Origin of the sequence: Pseudomonas sp. PDM04 (assembly GCF_014851765.1) — a bacterium.
In the GTDB taxonomy this organism is placed as follows: Bacteria; Pseudomonadota; Gammaproteobacteria; order Pseudomonadales; family Pseudomonadaceae; genus Aquipseudomonas.
Genome location: NZ_JACVAI010000004.1, coordinates 717,115 through 739,161, shown reverse-complemented (window position 1 = coordinate 739,161; position 22,047 = coordinate 717,115). Strand labels below are relative to the sequence as shown.

Genomic DNA, 22,047 nt, shown 5'->3' with positions numbered 1-22,047 from the left:
GGTCGAGATCTCTCGCCCGGACGTTTTTTTAACAGCCACTGGCTTCACACCGGACAAAACGGGAAAATTCCCTGAATCCGCCAATGAGGAAGACTTCATGAGTGACAAGGATAAACAGCCGTTGGCTGCGTCGGCTTCAGCCCCACAAGAGGCGGAGACCGCCGATGCAGCGCTGCAACATATCGTTGACGGTTTTTTGCATTTTCATCACGAGGTTTTTCCACAGCAGGAAGAACTGTTCAAGAAACTCGCCACGGCGCAAAAGCCACGGGCGATGTTCATTACCTGCGCCGACTCGCGCATCGTTCCCGAGCTCATCACCCACAGCTCGCCGGGCGATCTGTTCGTCACCCGTAACGTCGGCAACGTCGTTCCGCCTTACGGGCAAATGAATGGCGGCGTTTCCACTGCCATCGAATACGCGGTGCTGGCACTGGGCGTGCAACACATCATCATCTGCGGCCACTCCGATTGCGGTGCCATGCGTGCGGTGCTCAATCCCGCCAGCCTGGAAAAGATGCCCACGGTCAAAGCCTGGCTGCAACACGCCGAAGTCGCGAAAACCATGGTGCACGACAACTGCAACTGCACCGACGAAAGCGAGACCATGCATGTCCTCACCGAGGAAAATGTCATCGCTCAATTGCAACACTTGCGCACCCATCCTTCGGTAGCCTCGCGCATGGCGAACGGTCAGCTGTTCATCCATGGCTGGGTCTACGACATCGAAACCAGCAAGATCAAAGCTTACGACGCGGACCAGAGCCGTTTCCTGCCGCTCGACGGCAGTCGACCGATTCCGGTGGCGACGCCCAAAGCGCGCTTCTAAACCCTCCTAAAAATCTGTGTGGCTTGACGCCGGCCGCTGTTTCAGCGGTCCGGCCTCGTCACGCCTGAAGAAAACTTCGGGAGAACCACCATGCGTGCAGCGCAACTCAAAGCTGTTCTGCCACGGGAGCTGTTGGCGTCCGTGGTTGTGTTCCTTGTGGCCCTGCCCCTGTGCATGGGCATCGCCATCGCCTCGGGGCTGCCACCGGCCAAAGGCCTGATCACCGGCATCATTGGCGGGCTGGTCGTGGGTTGGCTCGCCGGCTCGCCCCTGCAAGTGAGTGGCCCGGCCGCCGGCCTGGCGGTTCTGGTGTTCGAACTGGTACGCCAGCACGGCATCGCCATGCTCGGACCAATCCTGTTACTGGCGGGTTTTCTGCAACTGGTTGCCGGGCGCCTGAAGCTGGGCTGCTGGTTCCGGGTCACGGCGCCAGCTGTGGTGTACGGCATGCTCGCCGGGATTGGCGTGCTGATTGTGCTGTCACAGGTGCATGTGATGCTCGACGCGGCGCCCAAGGCTTCCGGTCTGGATAACCTGGCGGCGTTCCCGGGGGCGCTGGTTCAGGCGCTGCCGTCCGTGGGTTGGCAGGCCGGCCTGCTCGGGCTGTCGACGATTGCGGTGATGTGGCTGTGGGAGAAATGGCGCCCGCATGCCCTGCGCTTCATTCCCGGCGCCTTGCTCGGCGTCGGGCTGGCCACGACCGTCAGCCTGATACTCGCCCTGCCGGTCAAGCGGGTGGAGGTCCCGGCCAACCTTGCGCAGGCCATCGACTGGCTGAAGCCGGCGGACTTGCTCAACCTCGCCGACCCGACACTGTTGATCGCGGCCCTCGCCGTCGCCTTCATCGCCAGCGCCGAAACCCTGCTGTCGGCGGCTGCGGTGGACCGCATGCACAGCGGCCAGCGCTCGGACTTCGACCGGGAACTCTCGGCCCAGGGCGTGGGCAATATGCTCTGCGGCCTGCTCGGCGCGCTGCCGATGACCGGTGTGATCGTACGCAGTTCGGCCAACGTTCAGGCCGGTGCGTCAACGCGCCTGTCGACGATCTTCCACGGCTTGTGGCTGCTGGCGTTCGTGTTGCTGCTGTCGAGCCTGTTGCAGAGCATTCCGGTGGCGAGCCTGGCAGGCGTGCTGGTGTACACCGGTTTCAAGCTGGTAGACCTCAAGGTATTCCGTGGCCTGGGCCGTTATGGCCGGATGCCGATGTTCACCTACGCCGCCACCGCACTGGCAATCATCTTCACCGACTTGCTGACCGGCGTGCTGATCGGCTTTGGCCTGACCCTGGTGAAACTGGCGCTGAAGGCTTCGCGGTTGAAGATCAGCCTGATCGACCTGCCCGGAGAAGGTGAAATGGAACTGCGCCTGATCGGCGCGGCGACCTTCCTCAAAGTGCCCGCGCTGACGCAGGTACTGGGGACCATTCCGGCGGGCTCGACCGTGCATGTGCCGCTCAATAACCTGAGCTACATCGATCACGCGTGCCTGGAACTGCTTGAGGAATGGGGGCGAGCCAACGCGGCCAAGGGGTCGAGGTTGTTGATCGAGTCGCGGGGGTTGAAGCGCAGGCTTGAAGGACGGTTGAGAACCAACACCGGCATCGGTTCCGCCGCCTAGACAGCACTGTGGGAGCGCGTCTGCTTGCGAAGGCGGACAGTCATTCAACGTTGATGTTGGCCGACACACCGCCTTCGCGAGCAGGTTCGCTCCCACAGGTTCGCGGAGGGCATTACGCCACGGTTTGATCCAGCTCCAGGCCCACGCCCAGGCGACGGGACATGCACGGCCAGCGCTTCCAGGCAGCCCCCGTATCCGGGCTGCTGAGTTTTTCACGGTAGGCTTCCACCGACTCCAGGGCGAAGCTGTCGTCGTCGAGCATGTTGTCCACGGCGTGGTGCACCACTTCATCCAGCTGGTTGGCGAAGGCCTCACCGATCAATTGATGGGCAATCAGGTTGGCGACAGTCATGTCCAGGGGGATCAGTGGCTGGCCAAAATGCTTGATGTACAGATCGTTGACCTCCTCGACAAACCGGTGCGCCAGATAGGCTTCATCCAGCAGGCTGTCCAGGCCGACGTGCCCCGCCATGATCTGCGGCGGCTGGAGGAAGTATTGTTCGGCGATTTTCAGCACCGGCTTGATCTGCGACTCGATACCCGCCTCCCTGGCGACTTCATTGGCTGCGTCCAGCAGATCGGGCACCTCGTCGATATAGGCGGCGACAAAACGCGTCAGCACGCCATGGGCATCGACCTCCGGCAATTGGATCGTCGGATGCAGTTGCGGCAGTTTACTTTCAAGCTGACGGGTCAGCAGGCCTGTAGCGGCTTCGTGTTGTTGGGCTTTTTGGATCTGCTCGCGTAATGCGGCGGTGTTCATGAAAACTCCAGGAAACAAAGGCAATGAAATAGGGAAGACATAACTTAGCTGGCTCACCAAAACGCTTAAGACGCATTTGTCATAATTGTTTCATCGTTGAGACGGCAAAGTTATAACCATTTGCCACCACTCGTCCGCATCCTTCTCCATTCGGGACCTTGAACGCAAGTCCCGGCTGTTTCAGATCATTTACGCCCTCACATTGCGAGGTGGCAGTCGCTGTCTATACTCGGGTTGGAATGGAGTTAGCTGATGACGCCCGACTGCACACGCAGCAAGGCCCGGCGATTCAAGTTCGTAGTCTGATGCAGCCGCTCCCTTGCCGCAGGTGAAAGCCGGCGGGATAACAAGAACGATAAGGGGAACCCGCAATGATGCGACATCCACATGTCTGGATGGGCCTCCTGTTGTGGTCGATTTTCAGCCCGGCGCACGCCGCCTGGACTGTGAATATGGCGCCGGGAGCGACTGAAATCAGTCACGCAGTGTTTGACCTGCACATGACCATTTTCTGGATCTGTGTAGTGATCGGCATCATCGTCTTCGGCGCCATGTTCTGGTCGATGATCCTGCACCGCCGCTCGACCGGGCAGGTGGCCGCAAAATTTCATGAAAGCACCACCGTCGAAATCCTCTGGACCATCGTGCCCTTCCTGATCCTGGTGGCAATGGCCGTTCCCGCGACGGCGACTCTGATCAAGATGTACGACGCCAGTGAGCCGGATATCGATATCCAGGTCACCGGCTATCAATGGAAGTGGCACTACAAATACCTGGGCCAGGACGTCGAGTTCTTCAGCAACCTGGCCACCCCCGCCGAGCAGATCCACAACCGGCAGGCCAAGGGCGAACATTACCTGCTGGAAGTCGACAAGCCGCTGGTGCTGCCGATTGGCGCCAAGGTGCGCTTCCTCGTGACCTCCGCCGACGTCATCCACTCCTGGTGGGTGCCCGCCTTCGCCGTCAAGCGCGATGCCATCCCGGGCTTCGTCAACGAAGCCTGGACCCGCATCGACAAGCCGGGCATCTACCGTGGGCAGTGCGCCGAGCTGTGCGGCAAGGACCATGGCTTCATGCCGATCGTGGTCGAGGTCAAGGAAAAGGCCGATTACGAAAAATGGCTGGGCGAGCGCAAGGCCGAAGCGGCGCAACTCAAGGAGCTGACCAGCAAGGAATGGACACTCGACGAGCTCAAGGAGCGCGGCGACAAGGTTTACCACACCACCTGCGTGGCCTGTCACCAGGCCGAAGGCCAGGGCCTGCCGCCAATGTTCCCGGCACTCAAGGGCTCGAAAATCGCTACCGGGCCGAAAGACGCCCACCTGAGCATCGTCTACCACGGCAAGCCCGGCACCGCGATGGCGGCGTTCGGCAAGCAGCTGTCGGAAGTCGATATCGCGGCGGTCGTGACCTACGAACGTAACGCCTGGGGCAATAACAAGGGCGACATGGTCACTCCCAAAGAAGTACTGGAGCTGAAACAGGCGGAAAGCAAATGACCCGGTCTATTGCGCATGTAAGCAACCGGTCGGGGCGACGCGCCCCGGCCCGCCCAGCCCAACCGTTTGCAGGAGACAAGCCATGAGCGCCGTCATCGATGACCATGGTCATGCCGACCACGCCCACGGCCCCGCCAAAGGCCTGATGCGCTGGGTACTGACCACCAACCACAAGGACATCGGCACCCTGTACCTGTGGTTCGCCTTTTCCATGTTCCTGCTCGGCGGTTCGTTCGCCATGGTGATTCGCGCCGAACTGTTCCAGCCGGGACTGCAGATCGTCCAGCCGGAATTCTTCAACCAGATGACCACCATGCACGGCCTGGTGATGGTCTTCGGCGCGGTGATGCCGGCCTTCGTCGGCCTCGCCAACTGGATGGTGCCGCTAATGATCGGCGCGCCGGACATGGCCCTGCCGCGGATGAACAACTTCAGTTTCTGGCTGCTGCCGGCGGCGTTCCTGCTGTTGGTCTCGACGCTGTTCATGCCCGGTGGCGGGCCGAACTTCGGCTGGACCTTCTACGCACCGCTGTCGACGACCTATGCACCCGAAAGCGTGACCTTCTTCATCTTCGCCATCCACCTGATGGGGATCAGCTCGATCATGGGCGCGATCAACGTGATCGCCACCATCCTCAACCTGCGCGCCCCCGGCATGACCCTGATGAAAATGCCGCTGTTCGTCTGGACCTGGCTGATCACCGCGTTCCTGCTGATTGCCGTAATGCCGGTACTGGCCGGGTGCGTGACGATGATGCTGATGGACATCCACTTCGGCACCAGTTTCTTCAGTGCCGCCGGTGGCGGTGATCCGGTGCTGTTCCAGCATGTGTTCTGGTTCTTCGGGCACCCCGAGGTGTACATCATGATCCTGCCGGCCTTCGGTGCCGTCAGCTCGATCATTCCGACCTTCTCGCGCAAACCGCTGTTCGGCTACACCTCGATGGTCTATGCAACGGCGAGCATCGCGTTCCTGTCATTCATCGTCTGGGCGCACCACATGTTCGTGGTGGGCATTCCGCTGGTGGGCGAACTGTTCTTCATGTACGCCACGCTGCTGATCGCCGTGCCGACCGGGGTGAAGGTGTTCAATTGGGCCAGCACCATGTGGCAGGGCTCGCTGACCTTCGAGACACCGATGCTGTTCGCGGTGGCGTTCGTGATCCTGTTCTCCATCGGCGGCTTCTCCGGGCTGATGCTGGCGATCGCACCCGCCGACTTCCAATACCAGGACACCTACTTCGTGGTCGCGCACTTCCACTATGTGCTGGTGCCGGGAGCGATCTTCGGGATCTTCGCTTCCGCGTACTACTGGCTACCGAAGTGGACCGGTCACATGTACGACGAAACCCTCGGCAAGCTGCACTTCTGGCTCTCGTTCATCGGCATGAACATGGCGTTCTTCCCGATGCACTTCGTGGGCCTCGCCGGCATGCCACGGCGGATTCCGGACTACAACCTGCAATTCGCCGACTTCAACATGGTGTCGTCGATCGGTGCATTCCTGTTCGGCACCACGCAGCTGTTCTTCCTGTTCATCGTGATCAAGACCATTCGCGGCGGCCCGCCAGCACCGGCCAAACCCTGGGATGGCGCCGAAGGCCTGGAGTGGAACATTCCGTCTCCGGCGCCGTATCACACCTTCACCACGCCGCCGGAAGTGAAATGAACACGCTGTCTTTCGTGGGAGCGAGCCTGCTCGCGATGAATGCCGCCGCAGTGCATTCATCCAGGCCGGGTGCGTTTTCGTTCACGTCCATCGCGAGCAGGCTCGCTTCCACAGGAAAGGACCATGGCTGACTCGATTTCGATGAAAAAGCTGGTCACGCGCCTGTTGCTGGTGGTGGTGGCGATGTTTGTCTTCGGGTTTGCCCTGGTGCCGATCTACGACGTGATGTGCAAGGTGTTCGGCATCAATGGCAAGACCGCCGGGCAGTATGAGGGTGAGCAGATCGTCGACGCCTCGCGGCAGGTGCGCGTGCAGTTTCTGTCGACCAACTCTGCGGACATGCCCTGGGATTTCTTTCCCACCAAGGATGAGCTGACGACCAACCCCGGGGCGGTGAACGAGATGGTGTTTATCGCGCACAACCCCACCGACCGCCCGATGAGTGCCCAGGCCGTGCCAAGCATTGCCCCCAGCGCCGCGGCGGCGTACTTCCACAAGACCGAATGTTTCTGCTTTACCCAGCAAGTGCTGCAGCCCGGTCAACGGATCGAGATGCCGGTACGTTTCATCGTTGACCGTGACATGCCCAAGGATGTGAAGCACCTGACGCTGTCCTACACGCTGTTCGATATCACCGCCCGACATCCACCGGTGGCTGCAAATACTGGCGGTTGAGCGTGCCCGATAAGGAGAACAATAAATGGCAACTCATGAGCACTATTACGTACCGGCCCAGAGCAAGTGGCCGATCATTGCCACGGTCGGCATGTTCGTCACCGTGTATGGCCTGGCGACCTGGTTCAACGATCTGAAAGCCGCGCGCCCGGAATCCCACGGCCCGCTGGTTTTTTTCGTCGGCGGCCTGTTGCTGGCCTACATGCTGTTCGGCTGGTTCGGAACGGTGGTCAAGGAGGGTCGCGCCGGGCTGTACAGTGCGCAGATGGATCGTTCGTTCCGCTGGGGAATGAGCTGGTTCATTTTCTCCGAAGTGATGTTCTTCATCGCGTTCTTCGGTGCGCTGTTCTACGTGCGCCATGTGTCAGGCCCCGCCCTGGGCGGTGAAGGCAGCAAGGGCCTTGCCCATATGTTGTGGCCCGGCTTCGAGTTCACCTGGCCATTGCTGAACAACCCCGACTCCAAACTCTTCCCGCCGCCCAAGGACGTCATCAGTCCGTGGGGTCTGCCGCTGCTCAACACGGTGCTGCTGGTCAGCTCCAGCGTCACCGTGACCATCGCCCACCACGCGCTGAAAAAGGGCCATCGCGGCGCGCTGAAACTGTGGCTGGCGATCACCGTGCTGCTGGGCTGTGCGTTCCTTGGCTTCCAGGCGGAAGAATACCTGCACGCCTACCACGAACTGGGCCTGACCCTGGGCTCGGGCATCTACGGTGCGACGTTCTTCATGCTCACCGGGTTCCACGGCGCACACGTGACCATCGGCACCATCATCCTGTTCGTGATGCTGATGCGGATCATGCGCGGGCATTTCGACAACGACCATCAGTTCGGTTTCGAGGCGGCCAGTTGGTATTGGCACTTCGTGGACGTGGTGTGGATCGGCTTGTTCGTTTTCGTCTACGTGTTGTGAACCGCCTTACCAGGACACGTGCGACACCAACTGGCCGCTGAAAAAACCCCAGGCGATCAAGCCGACGGTAATGGCGGCCAGGGCCACACGAACACTCAAGGCGATGACGAGGCGGTTCGAGCTGCTGTCGTCCTTGACCAGAAAAAACAGGCCGCTGAACAGGCTGACAACCGTGGCAATCAGCATCAGGACGATAGCTGCCTTGAGCATGGGGAATCTCCGGGGGGAAGGCGATGCAGTTGAGTATAGCTATCGCGACCAGCGAACTTCTGGCGGCGCCATGAAACGCTTCCGGCCGGGTGTCGTGCCGACATTGGTGGTTGCACTCCTGCTGCCCCTGTTGGTGTCGCTGGGTTTCTGGCAACTGGGCCGGGGCGCGGAAAAGACGGCGCTGCTCAACACTTACGCTGAGCGGCGGGCCGCCGAGCCGATGTCCAGCACCGAGCTGCAGCACACTCAAGACCCGGCCTTTCGCCGCGTGCGCCTGCATGGCCAGTTCGATGCCGCCCACAGCCTGCTGCTGGATAACCGCCAGCGCGATGGCAAGGTCGGCGTGGAGTTGCTGCAACCGTTTCAGGATCAGACCACCGGACTGTGGCTGTTGGTCAATCGCGGCTGGCTGCCCTGGCCCGACCGGCGCACGCCGCCACAATTCACCACGCCGTCCCAGGTGCTGAGTCTCGATGCCTGGGTCTACGTTCCGCCCGGCGAGACCTTTCAGTTACAGGCCGATCCGAACGCCACAACCTGGCCCGAACTGGTGACCGTCGTCGACCCGGCGAAGCTGTGGACCACGCTGGATCGTGAAGGCTTCGCCTACGAATTACGCGAAGAAAGCGGTCCTGCCTCGTACCGGGCCGATTGGCCGGTGGTCGCCCTGGGCCCGGAAAAACACATCGCCTACGCCGTGCAATGGTTCGCCATGGCGATCGCCCTGCTCGGCCTCTTCATTTACCTCGGCTGGCACAACGCAAAGGAGAAACACCATGGGAGCGGCCATGAATCCACCCAGCATGTCTGAGGCGAAAGCCCCGGTAAACCGGCGCAAGGGGCGCGTGCAGTTGCTGCTGATCCTGCTTGGGGTGATCGGCCCGATGATCCTTGCCACCGGCATGTACAAATTGCAGTTCTGGGTGCCCGAGGGCCGCAGCTACCACGGCGAATTGATTGGCAACGGCCAGACGCGTGCCGACCTCGGCGTACAGGCGCAGGAGGACCGCTGGCAGATCCTGGTGACGGCACCGAAGGCGTGCTCCGTGGACTGCCAGCAACTGGTGTACCTGGCTCGGCAGGTGCAGATCGGTCTGGGCCGCGATGCCTCGCGCGCCAGCCATGCATTGGCCACCGCGCAACCGTTGGCCAGCGACTACGACGCCAAGCTGACCCGCGAGTACCCGCAACTGCAACGCTACTCCATGGACCTGACCCTGTTCAGCAAGACGACCGGCGAGTCGACGCTGCCGCAGCTGTGGATCATCGACCCCCACGGCAATCTGGTGCTGCGCTACGACCCGGCGGTGAAGGGCAAGGACCTGCTCAATGACCTGCGGCACCTGCTGAAACTGTCGAACATCGGATAAAGGGCATCGTCATGGCCAAACCTGGATTTCGCCTCGCGCTGTTTGCCACCCTGCTGGCGTTGATCGTCGTGCTGCTCGGCGCCTACACCCGCCTGACGCACGCCGGTCTCGGCTGCCCGGACTGGCCCGGCTGCTACGGCTTCATCAGCGTGCCGAAAAGCGAGGCTCAGCTGGCCCATGCCGAGCTGCGTTTTCCCGATTCGCCCGTCGAAGCGCACAAGGGCTGGAACGAGATGGTCCACCGCTACTTCGCCGGCACGCTGGGCTTGCTGATCTCGGTACTGGCCGGGCGAGCCTGGGTGCATCGACGTCACCCGGGACAACCGGTGAAGCTGCCGCTGTTTCTGCTGGCGGTGGTCATCGCCCAGGCGGCCTTCGGCATGTGGACGGTGACACTCAAGCTGTGGCCGCAAGTGGTCACCGGGCATTTGCTCGGAGGATTCGCGACATTGAGCCTGTTGTTCCTGCTGACCTTGCGCCTGTCCGGTGTGCTGCCGGCGCTGACCGTGCCCCGGCGCCTGCAGTATTGGGCGACCGCCGGGTTATTGCTGGTGATCCTGCAAATCGCCCTCGGAGGTTGGGTCAGTTCCAACTATGCCGCCGTGGCGTGCATCGACTTCCCGACCTGCCACGGTCAATGGTTGCCGCCGGCGGACTTCGCCAATGGCTTTCACCTGACCCAGCACATCGGCCCCAATTACCTCGGCGGGCAACTGGACAGCGAGGCCCGCACCGCGATTCACCTGACTCACCGCATCGGCGCCTTGCTGGTCACCCTGGTATTGCTGGGCCTGGCGTGGCAATTGAAAGCCGTCGGCATGACGCGACTGGCCGCTCTGGTGCTGATCGCGCTGGGCGCACAAATCACCCTCGGCATCAGTAACGTGCTGTTTCACCTGCCGTTGCCGGTGGCCGTCGCCCACAACGCCGGCGGCGCAGCGTTGTTGCTGACCCTGGTGCTGGTCAACTATCACGCACGAACCAGCCTGGTTCGGGTCAAGCAGCCGTCGCTCGGGCGCTGGCGGTTCAGCCCGCGCAAACAGTCGGTCGGGCCCATCACAATAAAAGGAGAGATGCCATGGCGACTCTGACCGGTACACGGCACAGCCAGGCGATCTGGCGTGATTATCTGGAGCTGACCAAGCCGAAAGTGGTGGTGCTGATGCTCATCACATCGCTGGTCGGCATGTTTCTCGCGACCCGCGCCGGGGTGCCATGGACGGTGCTGGTGTTCGGCAATCTGGGGATCGCCCTGTGCGCCGGCGGGGCGGCGGCGGTCAACCATGTGGTGGACCGGCGGATCGACGCGGTGATGGCCCGCACCCACAAACGCCCCCTGGCCGAAGGCCGGGTTTCACCGACCGCGGCGCTGACCTTCGCACTGGTGTTGGCGCTGCTGGGCCAGGCGCTGCTACTGGCCTTTACCAACCCGCTCACCGCCTGGCTGACCCTCGCCTCCCTGCTCGGCTACGCCGTGATCTACACCGGCTTTCTCAAGCGCGCGACACCGCAGAACATCGTCATCGGCGGCCTGGCCGGTGCCGCCCCGCCGCTGCTGGGCTGGACCGCCGCCACTGGTCACATCAGTGCCGAACCGCTGCTGCTGGTGCTGATCATCTTCGCCTGGACCCCGCCGCACTTCTGGGCGCTGGCCATTCACCGCAAGGAAGAATACGCCAAGGCCGACATCCCGATGTTGCCGGTCACCCACGGCGAGCACTACACCAAGATTCATATCCTGCTCTACACCTTCGCGTTGCTGGCGGTCAGCCTGATGCCCTACGTGATCCACATGAGCGGCCTGCTCTACCTGATTTGTGCGCTGGGCCTGGGCGCGAGGTTTCTGCAATGGGCCGTCGTGCTGTACCGTGGCACTCGACCGCACGCGGCGATCAATACCTTCAAGTACTCTATCTACTACTTGTTCCTGCTGTTCATCGCGTTGCTCGTGGACCACTACTTATTGTTGAACCTATGACTCGAACTCAGAAAACCGTCTTCATCCTCGTCGCCCTGATCGCGCTGGTTCTGGGCCTGACCATCAACAAAGTGCTGTCCGGCAAGGGCCAGGGTGATCCCACTGCATTGATCGACGCCGGGATCATTCTGTTGCCGCAGAGCCGTACGCTGCCAAACGTGACGATGACCGACCAGGACGGTCAACCGGTGGCGGTCAACGAGCTCGAAGGCAAGTGGTCGCTGCTGTTCCTGGGTTACACCTTCTGCCCGGACATCTGTCCGACCACCCTCGCCCAACTGCGCCAGATCAAGAGCGAGCTGCCGAAGGAGGCTGTGGATAACCTGCAGATCATCCTGGTGAGCGTCGATCCGAACCGCGACACGCCCAAGCAACTCAAGCAGTACCTGGGCTACTTCGACCCACAGTTCCGGGGCCTGACCCCGGCCTCGGTGGACGACATTCAGAAACTGGCCAATGCCGTGAGCATCCCGTTCATTCCGGCCGACACCAGCAAGCCCAACTACACGGTGGATCACAGCGGCAATCTGGCGGTGATCGGACCGGATGGCAAGCAACGCGGGTTCATCCGCGCACCGTTGAACAACGTGAAGCTGGTGGCGCAGTTGCCGGTCATGCTCAAGCGGAAATAGTTTCAGGCACAAAAAAGGGAGGCCCATTGGCCTCCCTTTTTCATTGCATTCGCAATCAGAACGCCGGCACTACCGCGCCTTTGTACTTCTCGATGATGAAGGCCTTCACTTCCGGGCTGTGCAGCGCGGCAACCAGTTTCTTCATGTCTTCGCTGTCCTTGTCGTCCGGACGGGCCACCAGGATGTTCACGTAAGGCGAGTCGCTGCCTTCGATGACCAGCGCGTCTTTGGAAGGATCGAGCTTGGCTTCCAGCGCGTAGTTGGTGTTGATCAGCGCGAGGTCGACCTGGGTCAGCACGCGAGGGATGGTCGCGGCTTCCAGTTCGCGGAATTTCAGGTCCCGGGTGTTCTCGGTGATGTCCTTGACCGTCGAGAGGATGTTGTTCGAATCCTTCAGCTTGATCAGGCCCGCCTTGGCCAGCAGCAACAGTGCACGGCCGCCGTTGGTGGCGTCGTTCGGAATCACCACGTTGGCGCCGCCCGGCAGCTCCTCCAGCTTCTTGTACTTGCTGGAGTAGGCGCCCAGGGGCTCCAGGTGCACGCCGGCAACCGACACCAGGTCCGTGCCCTTGGCCTTGTTGAACTCATCGAGGTACGGCTGGTGCTGGAAGAAGTTGGCGTCCAGGCGCTTCTCGGCCACTTGCACGTTCGGCTGAATGTAGTCGGTGAAGACCTTGACCTTCAGGTCCACGCCTTCCTTGGCCAGCACTGGCTTCACGAATTCGAGGATTTCTGCGTGCGGCACCGGAGTGGCCGCCACGGTCAGGGTGTCGGCGTGGGCGGAAAAGGCTGCAACGGCAGCGAACGCGACGAGTAGTTTTTTCATTCAGCTAATTCCTTGTCAGTACCCGCTTACTTGCGGGAAAAATGCACGACCAGCTTGTCGCCAACCGTTTGCAACACTTGAACCAGTACCAGCAGCAACACCACGGTGACCACCATCACGTCGGTCTGGAAACGCTGGTAACCGAAACGGATCGCCAGGTCGCCGAGCCCCCCTGCGCCCACCACACCGGCCATGGCCGTGTAGGACACCAGTGTAATCGCTGTCACCGTAATCGCCGCAAAGATGCCCGGACGGGCTTCTGGCAGCAAGGCATTGGTGATGATCTGGCGAGTGGTGGCGCCCATGGACTGGGTCGCTTCGATGATGCCGCGATCCACTTCGCGCAGGGCGGTTTCCACCAGCCGCGCAAAGAACGGCGTGGCCCCCACCACCAATGGCGGAATCGCACCGGCGACGCCCAGCGAGGTGCCGGTGATCAGCACGGTGAACGGAATCATCACGATCAGCAGAATAATGAAAGGCAGCGAACGCAGGATGTTCACCATCAACGACAGCATCGCGTAGATGCCCTTGGCCTCGAGCAATTGGCGCGGGCTGCAGAGGAACAGCAACACGCCCAACGGCAGCCCAAGGAGCACGGTGAACAGCAGCGAACCGCCGAGCATCAGCAGGGTATCGCCGGTGGCCAGCCAGATTTCGAACCAGTCGATATTAACGAAGAAACTTGTCAGGGCTTCCATCAGCGCAGCACCTCCATGTGGACGTCAGCGGCGGTGAAACGGGCAAACGCCGCCTCCATGTCGCCACCGGTGACCGCCAGGGTCAGTTGCCCGTAGGGGATGTCTTTGATGCGGTCGATACGACCGGCCAGGATGCTGTAGTCCACGCCTGTTTCGCGGGCGACGGTGCCCAGCAACGGCGCATAGGTGGCGTCGCCCTGGAAGGTCAGGCGCACGATGCGGCCCGGCACATGGGCGAAATCATCGCGTTGCTCGCTTTCGTCGATCTGTTCGCTTTCCTGGACGAAGCGCTTGGTGGTCGGGTGCTTGGGGTGCAGGAACACCTCGGCCACGGAGCCTTGCTCGACGATCACACCCGCATCCATCACCGCCACCTGGTCGCAGACCCGACGGATCACATCCATCTCGTGGGTAATCAGGACGATGGTCAGCTTCAGCTCACGGTTGATCTCGGCCAGCAACTGCAGGACCGACGCCGTGGTTTGCGGGTCCAGGGCGCTGGTCGCCTCATCGCACAGCAGAATTTTCGGCTTGGTCGCCAGAGCGCGGGCAATGCCGACGCGCTGCTTCTGGCCACCGGACAACTGCGCCGGGTACTTTTTCGCATGGTCGGACAACCCCACCCGCGCCAGCAGTTCGGCGACACGCTGGTCGATCTCGCCACGCGACAGCTCGCCGGCCAGGGTCAGCGGCAGCGCGACATTGTCGGCCACGGTCTTGGAAGCCAGCAGGTTGAAGTGCTGGAAAATCATCCCGACCTGTTGGCGAAAGCGGCGCAAGCCATTGGCGTCGAGCGCCGTCACTTCTTCGCCGTCGACAATGATCTTGCCGCCAGTGGTGTTCTCCAGGCGATTGATCAGACGCAGCAGGGTACTTTTTCCCGCACCGGAATGACCGATCAGGCCGAAGACCTGACCGTTCTCAATCGTCAGACTGGTCGGGTGCAGGGCGGGGATATCCTTACCGGCGACGCGGTAGGTTTTATGGACGTTTTGAAACTCGATCACGTAGCGAACCTTGTGGGGCGCGTTGGAAAAAGATCAGCGGTTAGCCGGGCGCGCATTTTAGCCTGTCCGTATAGAGGTTATTAGCATTTATTCGGCAATCAACCTTCGATTTGGCAATAACGCGACCGAAAGTCATAAAAAAGGAACGGTTGGAAGCCCCCGTCAGTCACTCATTAGGCAACTCGACGATCGCCAGGTGCCGTGCCTGGACGCATTTTCCCACGTCCGACGAGGAGTTTACGACTGATGAGTATCAAGAAGCCTGGCGCCACGAAGAGCGCATTGGCCGGGACCGACACCCTGGACCGAGGCAACACCAATACCAAGCTCGACAGCCTGGAAACATTCCGTTCCGACGCCACCGATCAGGCCCTGCGCACCAACCAGGGCGTCAAGGTGTCGGACAACCAGAACACGCTGAAGGTCGGCGCCCGCGGGCCGTCGTTGCTGGAAGACTTCATCATGCGTGAGAAAATCACGCACTTTGACCATGAGCGCATCCCGGAGCGCATTGTCCACGCTCGCGGAACCGGCGCCCATGGCTTCTTCCAGTCCTACGAAAACCATTCGGTGTTGACCAAGGCAGGTTTCCTGCAGGACCCAGGCAAGAAAACCCCGGTTTTCGTACGATTTTCCACGGTGCAAGGCCCTCGCGGGTCGGGCGACACCGTGCGCGACGTACGTGGTTTCGCCGTGAAGTTCTTCACCGACGAAGGCAACTTCGACCTGGTGGGCAACAACATGCCCGTGTTCTTCATCCAGGACGCGATCAAGTTCCCCGACTTCGTCCACGCGGTGAAACCCGAGCCACACAACGAGATTCCCACGGGCGGCTCGGCCCATGACACCTTCTGGGATTTCGTGTCGCTGGTACCGGAGTCGGCGCACATGGTGATCTGGGCCATGTCCGACCGGGCGATCCCGAAAAGCCTGCGCAGCATGCAGGGCTTTGGCGTGCACACCTTCCGGCTGATCAATGCCGAGGGCAAATCCAGGTTCGTCAAGTTCCATTGGCGCCCGACGGCTGGCACCTGCTCGCTGGTGTGGGACGAAGCACAGAAACTCGCCGGCAAGGACACCGACTACCATCGGCGCGATCTGTGGGAAGCCATCGAAATGGGCGACTACCCCGAATGGGAACTGGGCGTACAAGTGATCGAGGAAGAAAACGAACACGCCTTCGATTTCGACATTCTCGACCCGACCAAACTCATTCCCGAGGAAACCGTTCCGATCACGCCGCTGGGCAAAATGGTGCTCAACCGCAACCCGGACAACTTCTTCGCCGAAGTCGAGCAGGTCGCGTTCTGTCCAGGACACATCGTTCCCGGTATCGATTTCTCCAATGACCCGTTGCTGCAAGGCCGACTGTTTTCCTACACCGATACGCAAATCAGCCGACTCGGTGGGCCGAACTTTCACGAAATCCCGATCAACCGTCCGGTGGCACCGTTCCACAATGGCCAACGTGACGCACTGCACCGCACCACCATCGATAAGGGTCGCGCGTCCTACGAGCCGAACTCCATCGACGGCGGCTGGCCGAAAGAAACCCCGCCTGCCGCCCAGGACGGTGGATTCGAGTCCTACCCTGAGCGCATCGACGCGGCCAAGATCCGTCAGCGCAGCGAGTCGTTTGGCGATCACTTCTCCCAGGCGCGGTTGTTCTTCAACAGCATGAGCCCCCACGAAAAAGAGCACATCATTGCCGCTTACAGCTTTGAGCTGGGCAAGGTCGAGCGCGAGTTCATCCGGGCGCGGGAAGTGAACGAGATCCTCGCCAACATCGACCTGGAGCTGGCCGGACGTGTCGCGCAGAACCTCGGTTTGCCGGCACCGAAAGCCGGGACGGTGGAGGTACCGAAGACGTCCCTGGAACGCTCACCGGCCCTGAGCCAGGCCAACCTGTTGCCGGGCGATATCAAAACCCGAAAAGTCGCGATCCTGGCGGCCGATGGGGTCGATGGCGCAGCGATCGATGCGATGAAGAAGGCACTGGAAGCCGAAGGCGCGCACGCCAAACTGCTCGGCCCGACGTCTGCGCCGGTCAAGACGGCGAATGGCAAGGCCTTGCCGGTGGACGCTTCCATGGAAGGGATGCCGTCGATCGCGTTCGATGCGGTGTTCGTGCCCGGTGGCGCGGAGTCGATCAAGGCGTTGAGCGGCGATGGTGTGGCGTTGCACTACGTGCTTGAGGCGTACAAACACCTGAAAGCGATTGCCCTGCACGGCGAGGCAAAACAGTTGCTGGATGTGTTGAAGCTGGAGGCTGATGCGGGGCTGATCGTTGGGAAAGATGCCAAGTTGACCCAGCCGTTCTTCGCAGCCATTGCGCAGCATCGGGTGTGGGATCGAGAGCCCAAGGCCAAGGCGGTTCCGGCTTGAGACAAATCTAGCTGGTCAGGCCGCTATCGCGAGCAGGCTCGCTCCCACAAGTCTTGGTTGAAACACACATTGTGTGAACACCAATGATCCCTGTGGGAGCGAGCCTGCTCGCGATTGCTGTTAAGGCTTACGCGGACTCAGCACGATCTGCGCCGGCACGGTGCGCAGAATCTGCTTGTACAGGTTCAGGTCAAAATTCGCATCCAGTTTGTTCACCCGCTTGGTCAACAAGGTTGCCAGCCAAGGATAATCGTCGGTGCGTGGCACCTGAATGCTCACATCACATTGATAATTCACCGTGTCGGCGGCGATGGCGTCCAGTTGCCGGCGCAGCTTGCCCATATCGCTCAAGTTCAGCGCGACAGTGGTACTTTCGGCCGTCGGGTCGATCACTTTGGCCGCCGGCTTGGCTTCAGCGGCCTTGAGCGCCGCTTCGGCTTTATCCAGCTCGGCCTTGCGCGCATTGACGATGGCGTTGTTGACCCCGCCGGTCAGCGCCGGTGCCTTGGGCATCAGCACCCGTGCGCGGCTCAGGGCGGTGGCGGCGGCGTTCACATCGCCCTTCTGCAGCACGATCTGGCTACGACGCAAGTAGGCTTCGGCCAATTGCCGCTGGTACTGCTCAAGGGATTGATCGTTGGGTGATTCGGCCTGCAAAGCTGCCAACTGGCCTTCGGCGGTGGCCAGTTCGCTGCTGGCAAGGCTTTGCTCAAGCTGTGCGATGGCCGCAGCCCGCGCATCAGTGGCCTCTGTGGCCGCCGGCGGCGTGCTTTGGCAGGCACCCAGTAGCAGCGAAAACGCGACAAGGAGCAGATAACGGGAGGCGAACGGCTTCATTCCTGCGACTCTCTATTTGCGCAAAAAACGAGCAAGTCTACACCCCTCGACGGGGCAGGACAAAACTCAGCAGAAACAGTGCGGCGGCCGTCACCACGATTGACGGGCCCGCCGGGGTGTCCTTGAACCAGGACAACGCCAGCCCGCCACACACCGCGAGCATGCCCAGCAGGCTCGCGCCCAGCGCCATCTGCTCCGGTGAACGGGCGTGACGTTGTGCCGCAGCCGCGGGAATGATCAGCAGTGACGTAATTAGCAACACACCGACGATTTTCATCGCCACGGCAATCACCACGGCGATCAGCAACATCAGGGTCATGCGCAGCGCCGGCACCGGCAAACCTTCCACGCGGGCCAGTTCTTCATGCACCGTGATCGCCAGCAAGGGCCGCCACAGCGTCACCAACAACACCAGCACCGCTGCACTGCCGCCGAGAATCCACGCCAGGTCGGTGGGACTGATCGCCAGCAGGTCGCCGAACAGATACGCCATCAGGTCGATCCGCACTTCGTGCATGAAGCTTAGTACGACCAGACCGAGTGAGAGCGTGCTCGGTGCGAGAATTCCCAACAGTGTGTCCGACGCCAATGGCTGGCGCTGTTGCAGCGTCACCAGCAGCACCGCCAACAGCAGGCAGCCGACGGTCACCGCCACCGTCGGGCTGACATCCAGCAGGAAGCCCAGCGCCACGCCGAGCAACGCTGCGTGGGACAGGGTATCGCCGAAATAAGCCATGCGCCGCCAGACCACGAAAGAGCCCAACGGCCCTGCCACCAGCGCCAGAGCCAGACCTGCAAGCAGGGCATAGAGCAGAAAATCAGCCATGCTTGCAGCCATCTCCGTGAACGTGGGGTTGGACCGCCGAGGACGCGGTGACAACCGAGCCATGCAAGTCGTGGGCGTGGTCGTGATGATGGTGGTAAATCGCCAGGCTCGGGGCGTTCTTGCCGAACAGCTCGACGAACGCCGGATCGCCACTGACCTGCTCGGGGTGCCCGGAACAGCAGACGTGACGGTTGAGGCACACCACCTGATCAGTGGTGCTCATGACCAGGTGCAAATCATGGGACACCATCAACACGCCGCAGCCGTGGCGGTCGCGCAGACGGGTAATCAGGCTGTACAGCTCAGCCTGGCCCGCGACGTCGACGCCCTGCACCGGCTCGTCGAGCACCAGCAATTCGGGTTCGCGCAACAGCGCCCGGGCCAGCAGCACCCGCTGCATTTCGCCGCCGGAAACGCTTTGCACCGGGCTGTCGATCACCTGCTCGGCGCCGACTTCCTTGAGCGCCGCCAAGGCGCGAGGGCGATCCACTCCGGGCACCAGGCGCAAAAAACGCAGCACCGATAATGGCAGAGTGGGGTCGACATGCAGCTTTTGCGGCATGTACCCGACCCGCAGCTTCGGCTTGCGCCAGACGCTGCCGGTGTCGGGCTTCAACAAGCCGAGCACGGCCCGCACCAGCGTGGTCTTGCCCGCACCGTTGGGGCCGATCAGGGTCACGATCTGCCCCGGCTCGACGCTCAGTTCGATGTTATCCAGCACCTTTTGCCCGGCGAAGGTGACGGCCACCTGCTCGAGGCGGATCAGCGCGTTGCTCATCAAGCCCCCTGGCAACCCGAGCACAGGCCGACGACTTCAACCGTCTGGCCTTCGACGACGAAACCGACATCCCTGGCGCTGCCGACGATCGCGTCGCTGATGGATTTCTGTTCAAGCTCAATGGCGGCATGGCATTCGCGGCAAATGAGGAATTGCCCCTGGTGCGCATGCTCCGGGTGATTGCAGCCGACGAAAGCGTTGAGCGATGAGATCCGGTGCACCAGGCCGTTTTCCAGCAGGAAATCCAGCGCGCGATACACGGTCGGGGGCGCGGCGCGGCGGCCGTCCTGGTCACTGAGCACCGCCAGGATGTCGTAGGCACCCAATGGCTTGTGGCTTTGCCATACCAGTTCCAGCACTCGCCGGCGCAGCGCAGTCAGGCGCAAGCCTTGACGCGCACACAGGGCATCGGCCTCAGACAGGGCGCTGTGAACGCAATGAGAGTGGTCGTGGGGACGGCTGGCAATCGGTGTGATAGGCATGAGCGGCGACGAGTTTTGTGAGAGACGTTATTATGTTACCCGTTCTTACCTCCTTGAGTGGTCATCGTGTCCCGACTTTTTTCCATCTTTGTCGCATTCGTCGCAAGTTTCCTGCTCATCGGCTCGGCCCAGGCCGACGTCAAAGTCCTCACCAGCATCAAGCCGCTGCAGCTGATTGCCGCTGCGGTGCAGGACGGCGTGGCGATCCCCGAGGTGCTGCTGCCGCCCGGCGCTTCACCGCATAATTACGCACTGCGCCCATCCGACGTACGGAAGGTGCAATCCGTGGACCTGGTTTACTGGATCGGTCCGGACATGGAAGGTTTCCTGCCTCGCGTGTTGAAGGGGCGTACGTTGCCGAGCGTCGCCGTGCAGGATCTGCCGGGGCTGAAACTGCGCCGTTTTGCCGAGGACAGCCATTCCCACGCCGAAGAAGCCGACGAGCATGACCACGACCACCGCCCGGGCAGCCTGGACGCCCACCTGTGGTTATCGCCCGTGAATGCCCGGGTGATTGCGGCGAAAATGGCCGCCGACCTGAGTGCAGCCGATCCGGAAAATGCGCCGCGCTACCAGAGCAATCTCAAGGCGTTCGATGAGCGTCTGGATGCGCTGGACCTGCGCCTGAAGGCGCGCCTGGCGGGCATCGCCGGCAAACCGTATTTCGTTTTTCATGAAGCGTTCGACTACTTCGAAGACGCCTACGGCCTGAAGCACACCGGCGTTTTCAGTGTCGCCGCTGAAGTGCAGCCCGGTGCCCAGCACGTCGCAGCCATGCGCACTCGCCTGCAGGAAGTCGGCAAGACCTGCGTGTTCAGCGAGCCACCGTTGCGCCCGCGCCTGGCGGAGACACTGGTGGCCGGCTTACCGGTGAAGCTGGCGGAGCTGGATGCGCTGGGCGGTTACACCCCGGCCACGGCCCAGGGCTATGAGCAGGTGCTGGAGAAATTGGGGAATGACCTGGCGGGGTGTCTGGAGTCGCTTTGATCAAAAATTGAGGTGACCTTATCGCGAGCAGGCTCGCTCCCACAGAGGATTTCATTCGCACTAAAGATCCAATGTGCGAGCGAGCCTGCTCGCGATGCTTTTAGAGGGCAAAAGGCAGTGGCGTACTGACCTTCTGCCGCTGCGCCAATCGCAACTGGAATTCCATCGGATCGTGAATCAGCACGTCCTGCCCGGCGAATGACTGCGCCGCAATCAAGCGCGATAACCAGAACCGCACGCACGCCACACGCAGCATGGTCGGCCACAGCTCCGCTTCGGCAGCGGTGAACGGCCGCAGCGCTGCATACGCGCCGAGCAACGCACGGGCCCGTGGCCCATCGATCAGGCCGGCGTCATCCGAACACCAGTCGTTCAGCGCAATCGCCACGTCATAGAGCATCGGCCCCGAGCACGCGTTGTAGAAGTCGATCAAACCGGTCAGGTGCGTGCCTTCGAACATCGCGTTGTCACGGAACAGGTCGGCGTGGATGTTGGCGCGTGGCAGCGCCAGGATTTTCTCTTTCTGCCGGGTGATTTCATCCAGCGCCCGCTCCAGCAGGTCTTTCTGCCCGGCATCGAGGTGCGAAAGAAACTGCGCGCCCTCTTCCAGCATCCAGTCCAGGCCTCGATCGGTCTTGCGCTTGATCATGTTGGCCTGGGTCGCCAGGTGCAGATGGCCGAGCAACTCACCCACCTGGGTGCAATGCTGGGCGTTGGCCTGCTTGATGTGCTTGCCGGCCAGGCGCGGTTGCAGCAGCGCAGGCTTGCCGGCCAGTTCGCGCAAGGCGACGCCGTCGGTGGTGCGCAACGCGTAAGGCACCGGCAGGTTGGCCTCGTGCAGCACATCCAGCAGCTCGATGAAGAACGGCATCTCCTGCACCGGCCCCCGCTCGACCAGGGTCAGGACGAATTCGCCCTGTTCCAGGCTGATGAAGAAATTGGTGTTTTCGCTACCGGCGGCAATCCCCTGGAAATCGAGCAGGCGGCCGAGCCCGTAAGGGGCGAGAAAGGTTTCCAGCTCGGGCCGAGCCAGCGGGGTGAACACAGACATGTTTTAACTGCC

The 22,047-nt window shown here is 61.7% G+C and carries 23 protein-coding genes; 13 read left to right on the top strand and 10 right to left on the bottom strand.

Annotated features, from left to right (window positions below; all coding sequences use genetic code 11):
• The first annotated feature begins 97 nt into the window (after window positions 1–97).
• The gene (locus IB249_RS19470; protein WP_192307329.1) at window positions 98–829 is read left to right on the top strand and encodes a carbonic anhydrase; all 732 of its coding nucleotides are present in this window, start codon (window positions 98–100) and stop codon (window positions 827–829) included.
• Window positions 830–919: 90 nt separating this feature from the next.
• Window positions 920–2,446 carry a SulP family inorganic anion transporter gene (locus tag IB249_RS19465; RefSeq protein WP_192307328.1) on the top strand — a complete coding sequence of 509 codons (1,527 nt, stop codon included), beginning with the start codon at window positions 920–922 and terminating at the stop codon, window positions 2,444–2,446.
• A 112-nt stretch (window positions 2,447–2,558) separates the two neighbouring features.
• On the opposite strand, the gene IB249_RS19460 is transcribed toward IB249_RS19465, so the two are convergent.
• Complete coding sequence (locus IB249_RS19460; protein ID WP_192307327.1) at window positions 2,559–3,209, bottom strand: hypothetical protein; 651 nt, start codon at window positions 3,207–3,209, stop codon at window positions 2,559–2,561.
• Window positions 3,210–3,580: 371 nt separating this feature from the next.
• Between IB249_RS19460 and coxB the strand changes: the two genes are divergently transcribed.
• From coxB to IB249_RS19440, 4 genes are all read left to right on the top strand, one after another.
• Complete coding sequence (gene coxB, locus IB249_RS19455; protein WP_192307326.1) at window positions 3,581–4,708, top strand: cytochrome c oxidase subunit II; 1,128 nt, start codon at window positions 3,581–3,583, stop codon at window positions 4,706–4,708.
• Between the two features lie 82 nt (window positions 4,709–4,790).
• A complete protein-coding gene (gene ctaD, locus IB249_RS19450; RefSeq protein WP_192307325.1) occupies window positions 4,791–6,377 on the top strand; it encodes a cytochrome c oxidase subunit I in 1,587 nt (528 codons plus the stop codon).
• 123 nt (window positions 6,378–6,500) lie between these two features.
• Window positions 6,501–7,052, top strand: coding sequence for a cytochrome c oxidase assembly protein (locus IB249_RS19445; RefSeq protein ID WP_192307324.1), 552 nt, complete (start codon window positions 6,501–6,503; stop codon window positions 7,050–7,052).
• Window positions 7,053–7,077: 25 nt separating this feature from the next.
• The gene (locus tag IB249_RS19440; RefSeq protein ID WP_192307323.1) at window positions 7,078–7,965 is read left to right on the top strand and encodes a cytochrome c oxidase subunit 3; all 888 of its coding nucleotides are present in this window, start codon (window positions 7,078–7,080) and stop codon (window positions 7,963–7,965) included.
• 6 nt (window positions 7,966–7,971) lie between these two features.
• Here IB249_RS19440 and IB249_RS19435 read toward each other — a convergent pair whose 3' ends face one another.
• The gene (locus tag IB249_RS19435) at window positions 7,972–8,175 is read right to left on the bottom strand and encodes a twin transmembrane helix small protein (RefSeq protein ID WP_150765453.1); all 204 of its coding nucleotides are present in this window, start codon (window positions 8,173–8,175) and stop codon (window positions 7,972–7,974) included.
• Window positions 8,176–8,245: 70 nt separating this feature from the next.
• Between IB249_RS19435 and IB249_RS19430 the strand changes: the two genes are divergently transcribed.
• Genes IB249_RS19430 through IB249_RS19410 form a run of 5 tightly spaced genes read left to right on the top strand, consistent with a single transcriptional unit; the run spans window position 8,246 to window position 12,155 of the window.
• Complete coding sequence (locus tag IB249_RS19430) at window positions 8,246–8,986, top strand: SURF1 family protein (protein WP_192307322.1); 741 nt, start codon at window positions 8,246–8,248, stop codon at window positions 8,984–8,986.
• Window positions 8,952–9,545: a hypothetical protein gene (locus tag IB249_RS19425; protein WP_192307321.1), complete on the top strand. Its 594-nt coding sequence runs from the start codon at window positions 8,952–8,954 to the stop codon at window positions 9,543–9,545. The genes IB249_RS19430 and IB249_RS19425 overlap by 35 nt, the downstream gene beginning before the upstream one ends.
• Window positions 9,546–9,556: 11 nt before the next feature.
• Window positions 9,557–10,636 (top strand): COX15/CtaA family protein, encoded by a 1,080-nt coding sequence (locus tag IB249_RS19420; protein ID WP_192307320.1) that lies wholly within the window; start codon window positions 9,557–9,559, stop codon window positions 10,634–10,636.
• On the top strand, window positions 10,624–11,523 hold the full coding sequence (gene cyoE / locus IB249_RS19415; RefSeq protein WP_192307319.1) for a heme o synthase: 900 nt from the start codon (window positions 10,624–10,626) through the stop codon (window positions 11,521–11,523). The genes IB249_RS19420 and cyoE overlap by 13 nt, the downstream gene beginning before the upstream one ends.
• Window positions 11,520–12,155 carry an SCO family protein gene (locus tag IB249_RS19410; RefSeq protein WP_192307318.1) on the top strand — a complete coding sequence of 212 codons (636 nt, stop codon included), beginning with the start codon at window positions 11,520–11,522 and terminating at the stop codon, window positions 12,153–12,155. Before cyoE ends, IB249_RS19410 begins: the two co-directional genes overlap by 4 nt.
• Before the next feature lie 55 nt (window positions 12,156–12,210).
• On the opposite strand, the gene IB249_RS19405 is transcribed toward IB249_RS19410, so the two are convergent.
• The 3 genes from IB249_RS19405 to IB249_RS19395 are packed head-to-tail and all read right to left on the bottom strand — an operon-like array spanning window position 12,211 to window position 14,689.
• Complete coding sequence (locus IB249_RS19405; protein WP_192307317.1) at window positions 12,211–12,981, bottom strand: MetQ/NlpA family ABC transporter substrate-binding protein; 771 nt, start codon at window positions 12,979–12,981, stop codon at window positions 12,211–12,213.
• A 26-nt stretch (window positions 12,982–13,007) separates the two neighbouring features.
• The gene (locus IB249_RS19400; protein ID WP_192307316.1) at window positions 13,008–13,682 is read right to left on the bottom strand and encodes a methionine ABC transporter permease; all 675 of its coding nucleotides are present in this window, start codon (window positions 13,680–13,682) and stop codon (window positions 13,008–13,010) included.
• On the bottom strand, window positions 13,682–14,689 hold the full coding sequence (locus tag IB249_RS19395) for a methionine ABC transporter ATP-binding protein (protein ID WP_192307315.1): 1,008 nt from the start codon (window positions 14,687–14,689) through the stop codon (window positions 13,682–13,684). Before IB249_RS19395 ends, IB249_RS19400 begins: the two co-directional genes overlap by 1 nt.
• 246 nt (window positions 14,690–14,935) lie before the next feature.
• On the opposite strand from IB249_RS19395, the gene katE reads away from it, so the two are divergent.
• The gene (gene katE, locus IB249_RS19390) at window positions 14,936–17,074 is read left to right on the top strand and encodes a catalase HPII (RefSeq protein WP_192307314.1); all 2,139 of its coding nucleotides are present in this window, start codon (window positions 14,936–14,938) and stop codon (window positions 17,072–17,074) included.
• A gap of 120 nt (window positions 17,075–17,194) precedes the next feature.
• Here katE and IB249_RS19385 read toward each other — a convergent pair whose 3' ends face one another.
• The 4 genes from IB249_RS19385 to zur are packed head-to-tail and all read right to left on the bottom strand — an operon-like array spanning window position 17,195 to window position 19,997.
• On the bottom strand, window positions 17,195–17,911 hold the full coding sequence (locus IB249_RS19385; protein ID WP_192307313.1) for a PA5502 family lipoprotein: 717 nt from the start codon (window positions 17,909–17,911) through the stop codon (window positions 17,195–17,197).
• A gap of 37 nt (window positions 17,912–17,948) precedes the next feature.
• Window positions 17,949–18,737: a zinc ABC transporter permease subunit ZnuB gene (gene znuB / locus IB249_RS19380; protein ID WP_192307312.1), complete on the bottom strand. Its 789-nt coding sequence runs from the start codon at window positions 18,735–18,737 to the stop codon at window positions 17,949–17,951.
• The gene (gene znuC / locus IB249_RS19375) at window positions 18,730–19,515 is read right to left on the bottom strand and encodes a zinc ABC transporter ATP-binding protein ZnuC (protein ID WP_192307311.1); all 786 of its coding nucleotides are present in this window, start codon (window positions 19,513–19,515) and stop codon (window positions 18,730–18,732) included. The genes znuB and znuC overlap by 8 nt, the downstream gene beginning before the upstream one ends.
• The gene (zur, locus tag IB249_RS19370; protein WP_192307310.1) at window positions 19,515–19,997 is read right to left on the bottom strand and encodes a zinc uptake transcriptional repressor Zur; all 483 of its coding nucleotides are present in this window, start codon (window positions 19,995–19,997) and stop codon (window positions 19,515–19,517) included. Before zur ends, znuC begins: the two co-directional genes overlap by 1 nt.
• 66 nt (window positions 19,998–20,063) lie before the next feature.
• On the opposite strand from zur, the gene IB249_RS19365 reads away from it, so the two are divergent.
• A complete protein-coding gene (locus tag IB249_RS19365; RefSeq protein ID WP_192307309.1) occupies window positions 20,064–20,984 on the top strand; it encodes a zinc ABC transporter substrate-binding protein in 921 nt (306 codons plus the stop codon).
• Between the two features lie 100 nt (window positions 20,985–21,084).
• Here IB249_RS19365 and IB249_RS19360 read toward each other — a convergent pair whose 3' ends face one another.
• Complete coding sequence (locus tag IB249_RS19360) at window positions 21,085–22,035, bottom strand: homoserine kinase (protein WP_192307308.1); 951 nt, start codon at window positions 22,033–22,035, stop codon at window positions 21,085–21,087.
• Between the last annotated feature and the right edge of the window lie 12 nt (window positions 22,036–22,047).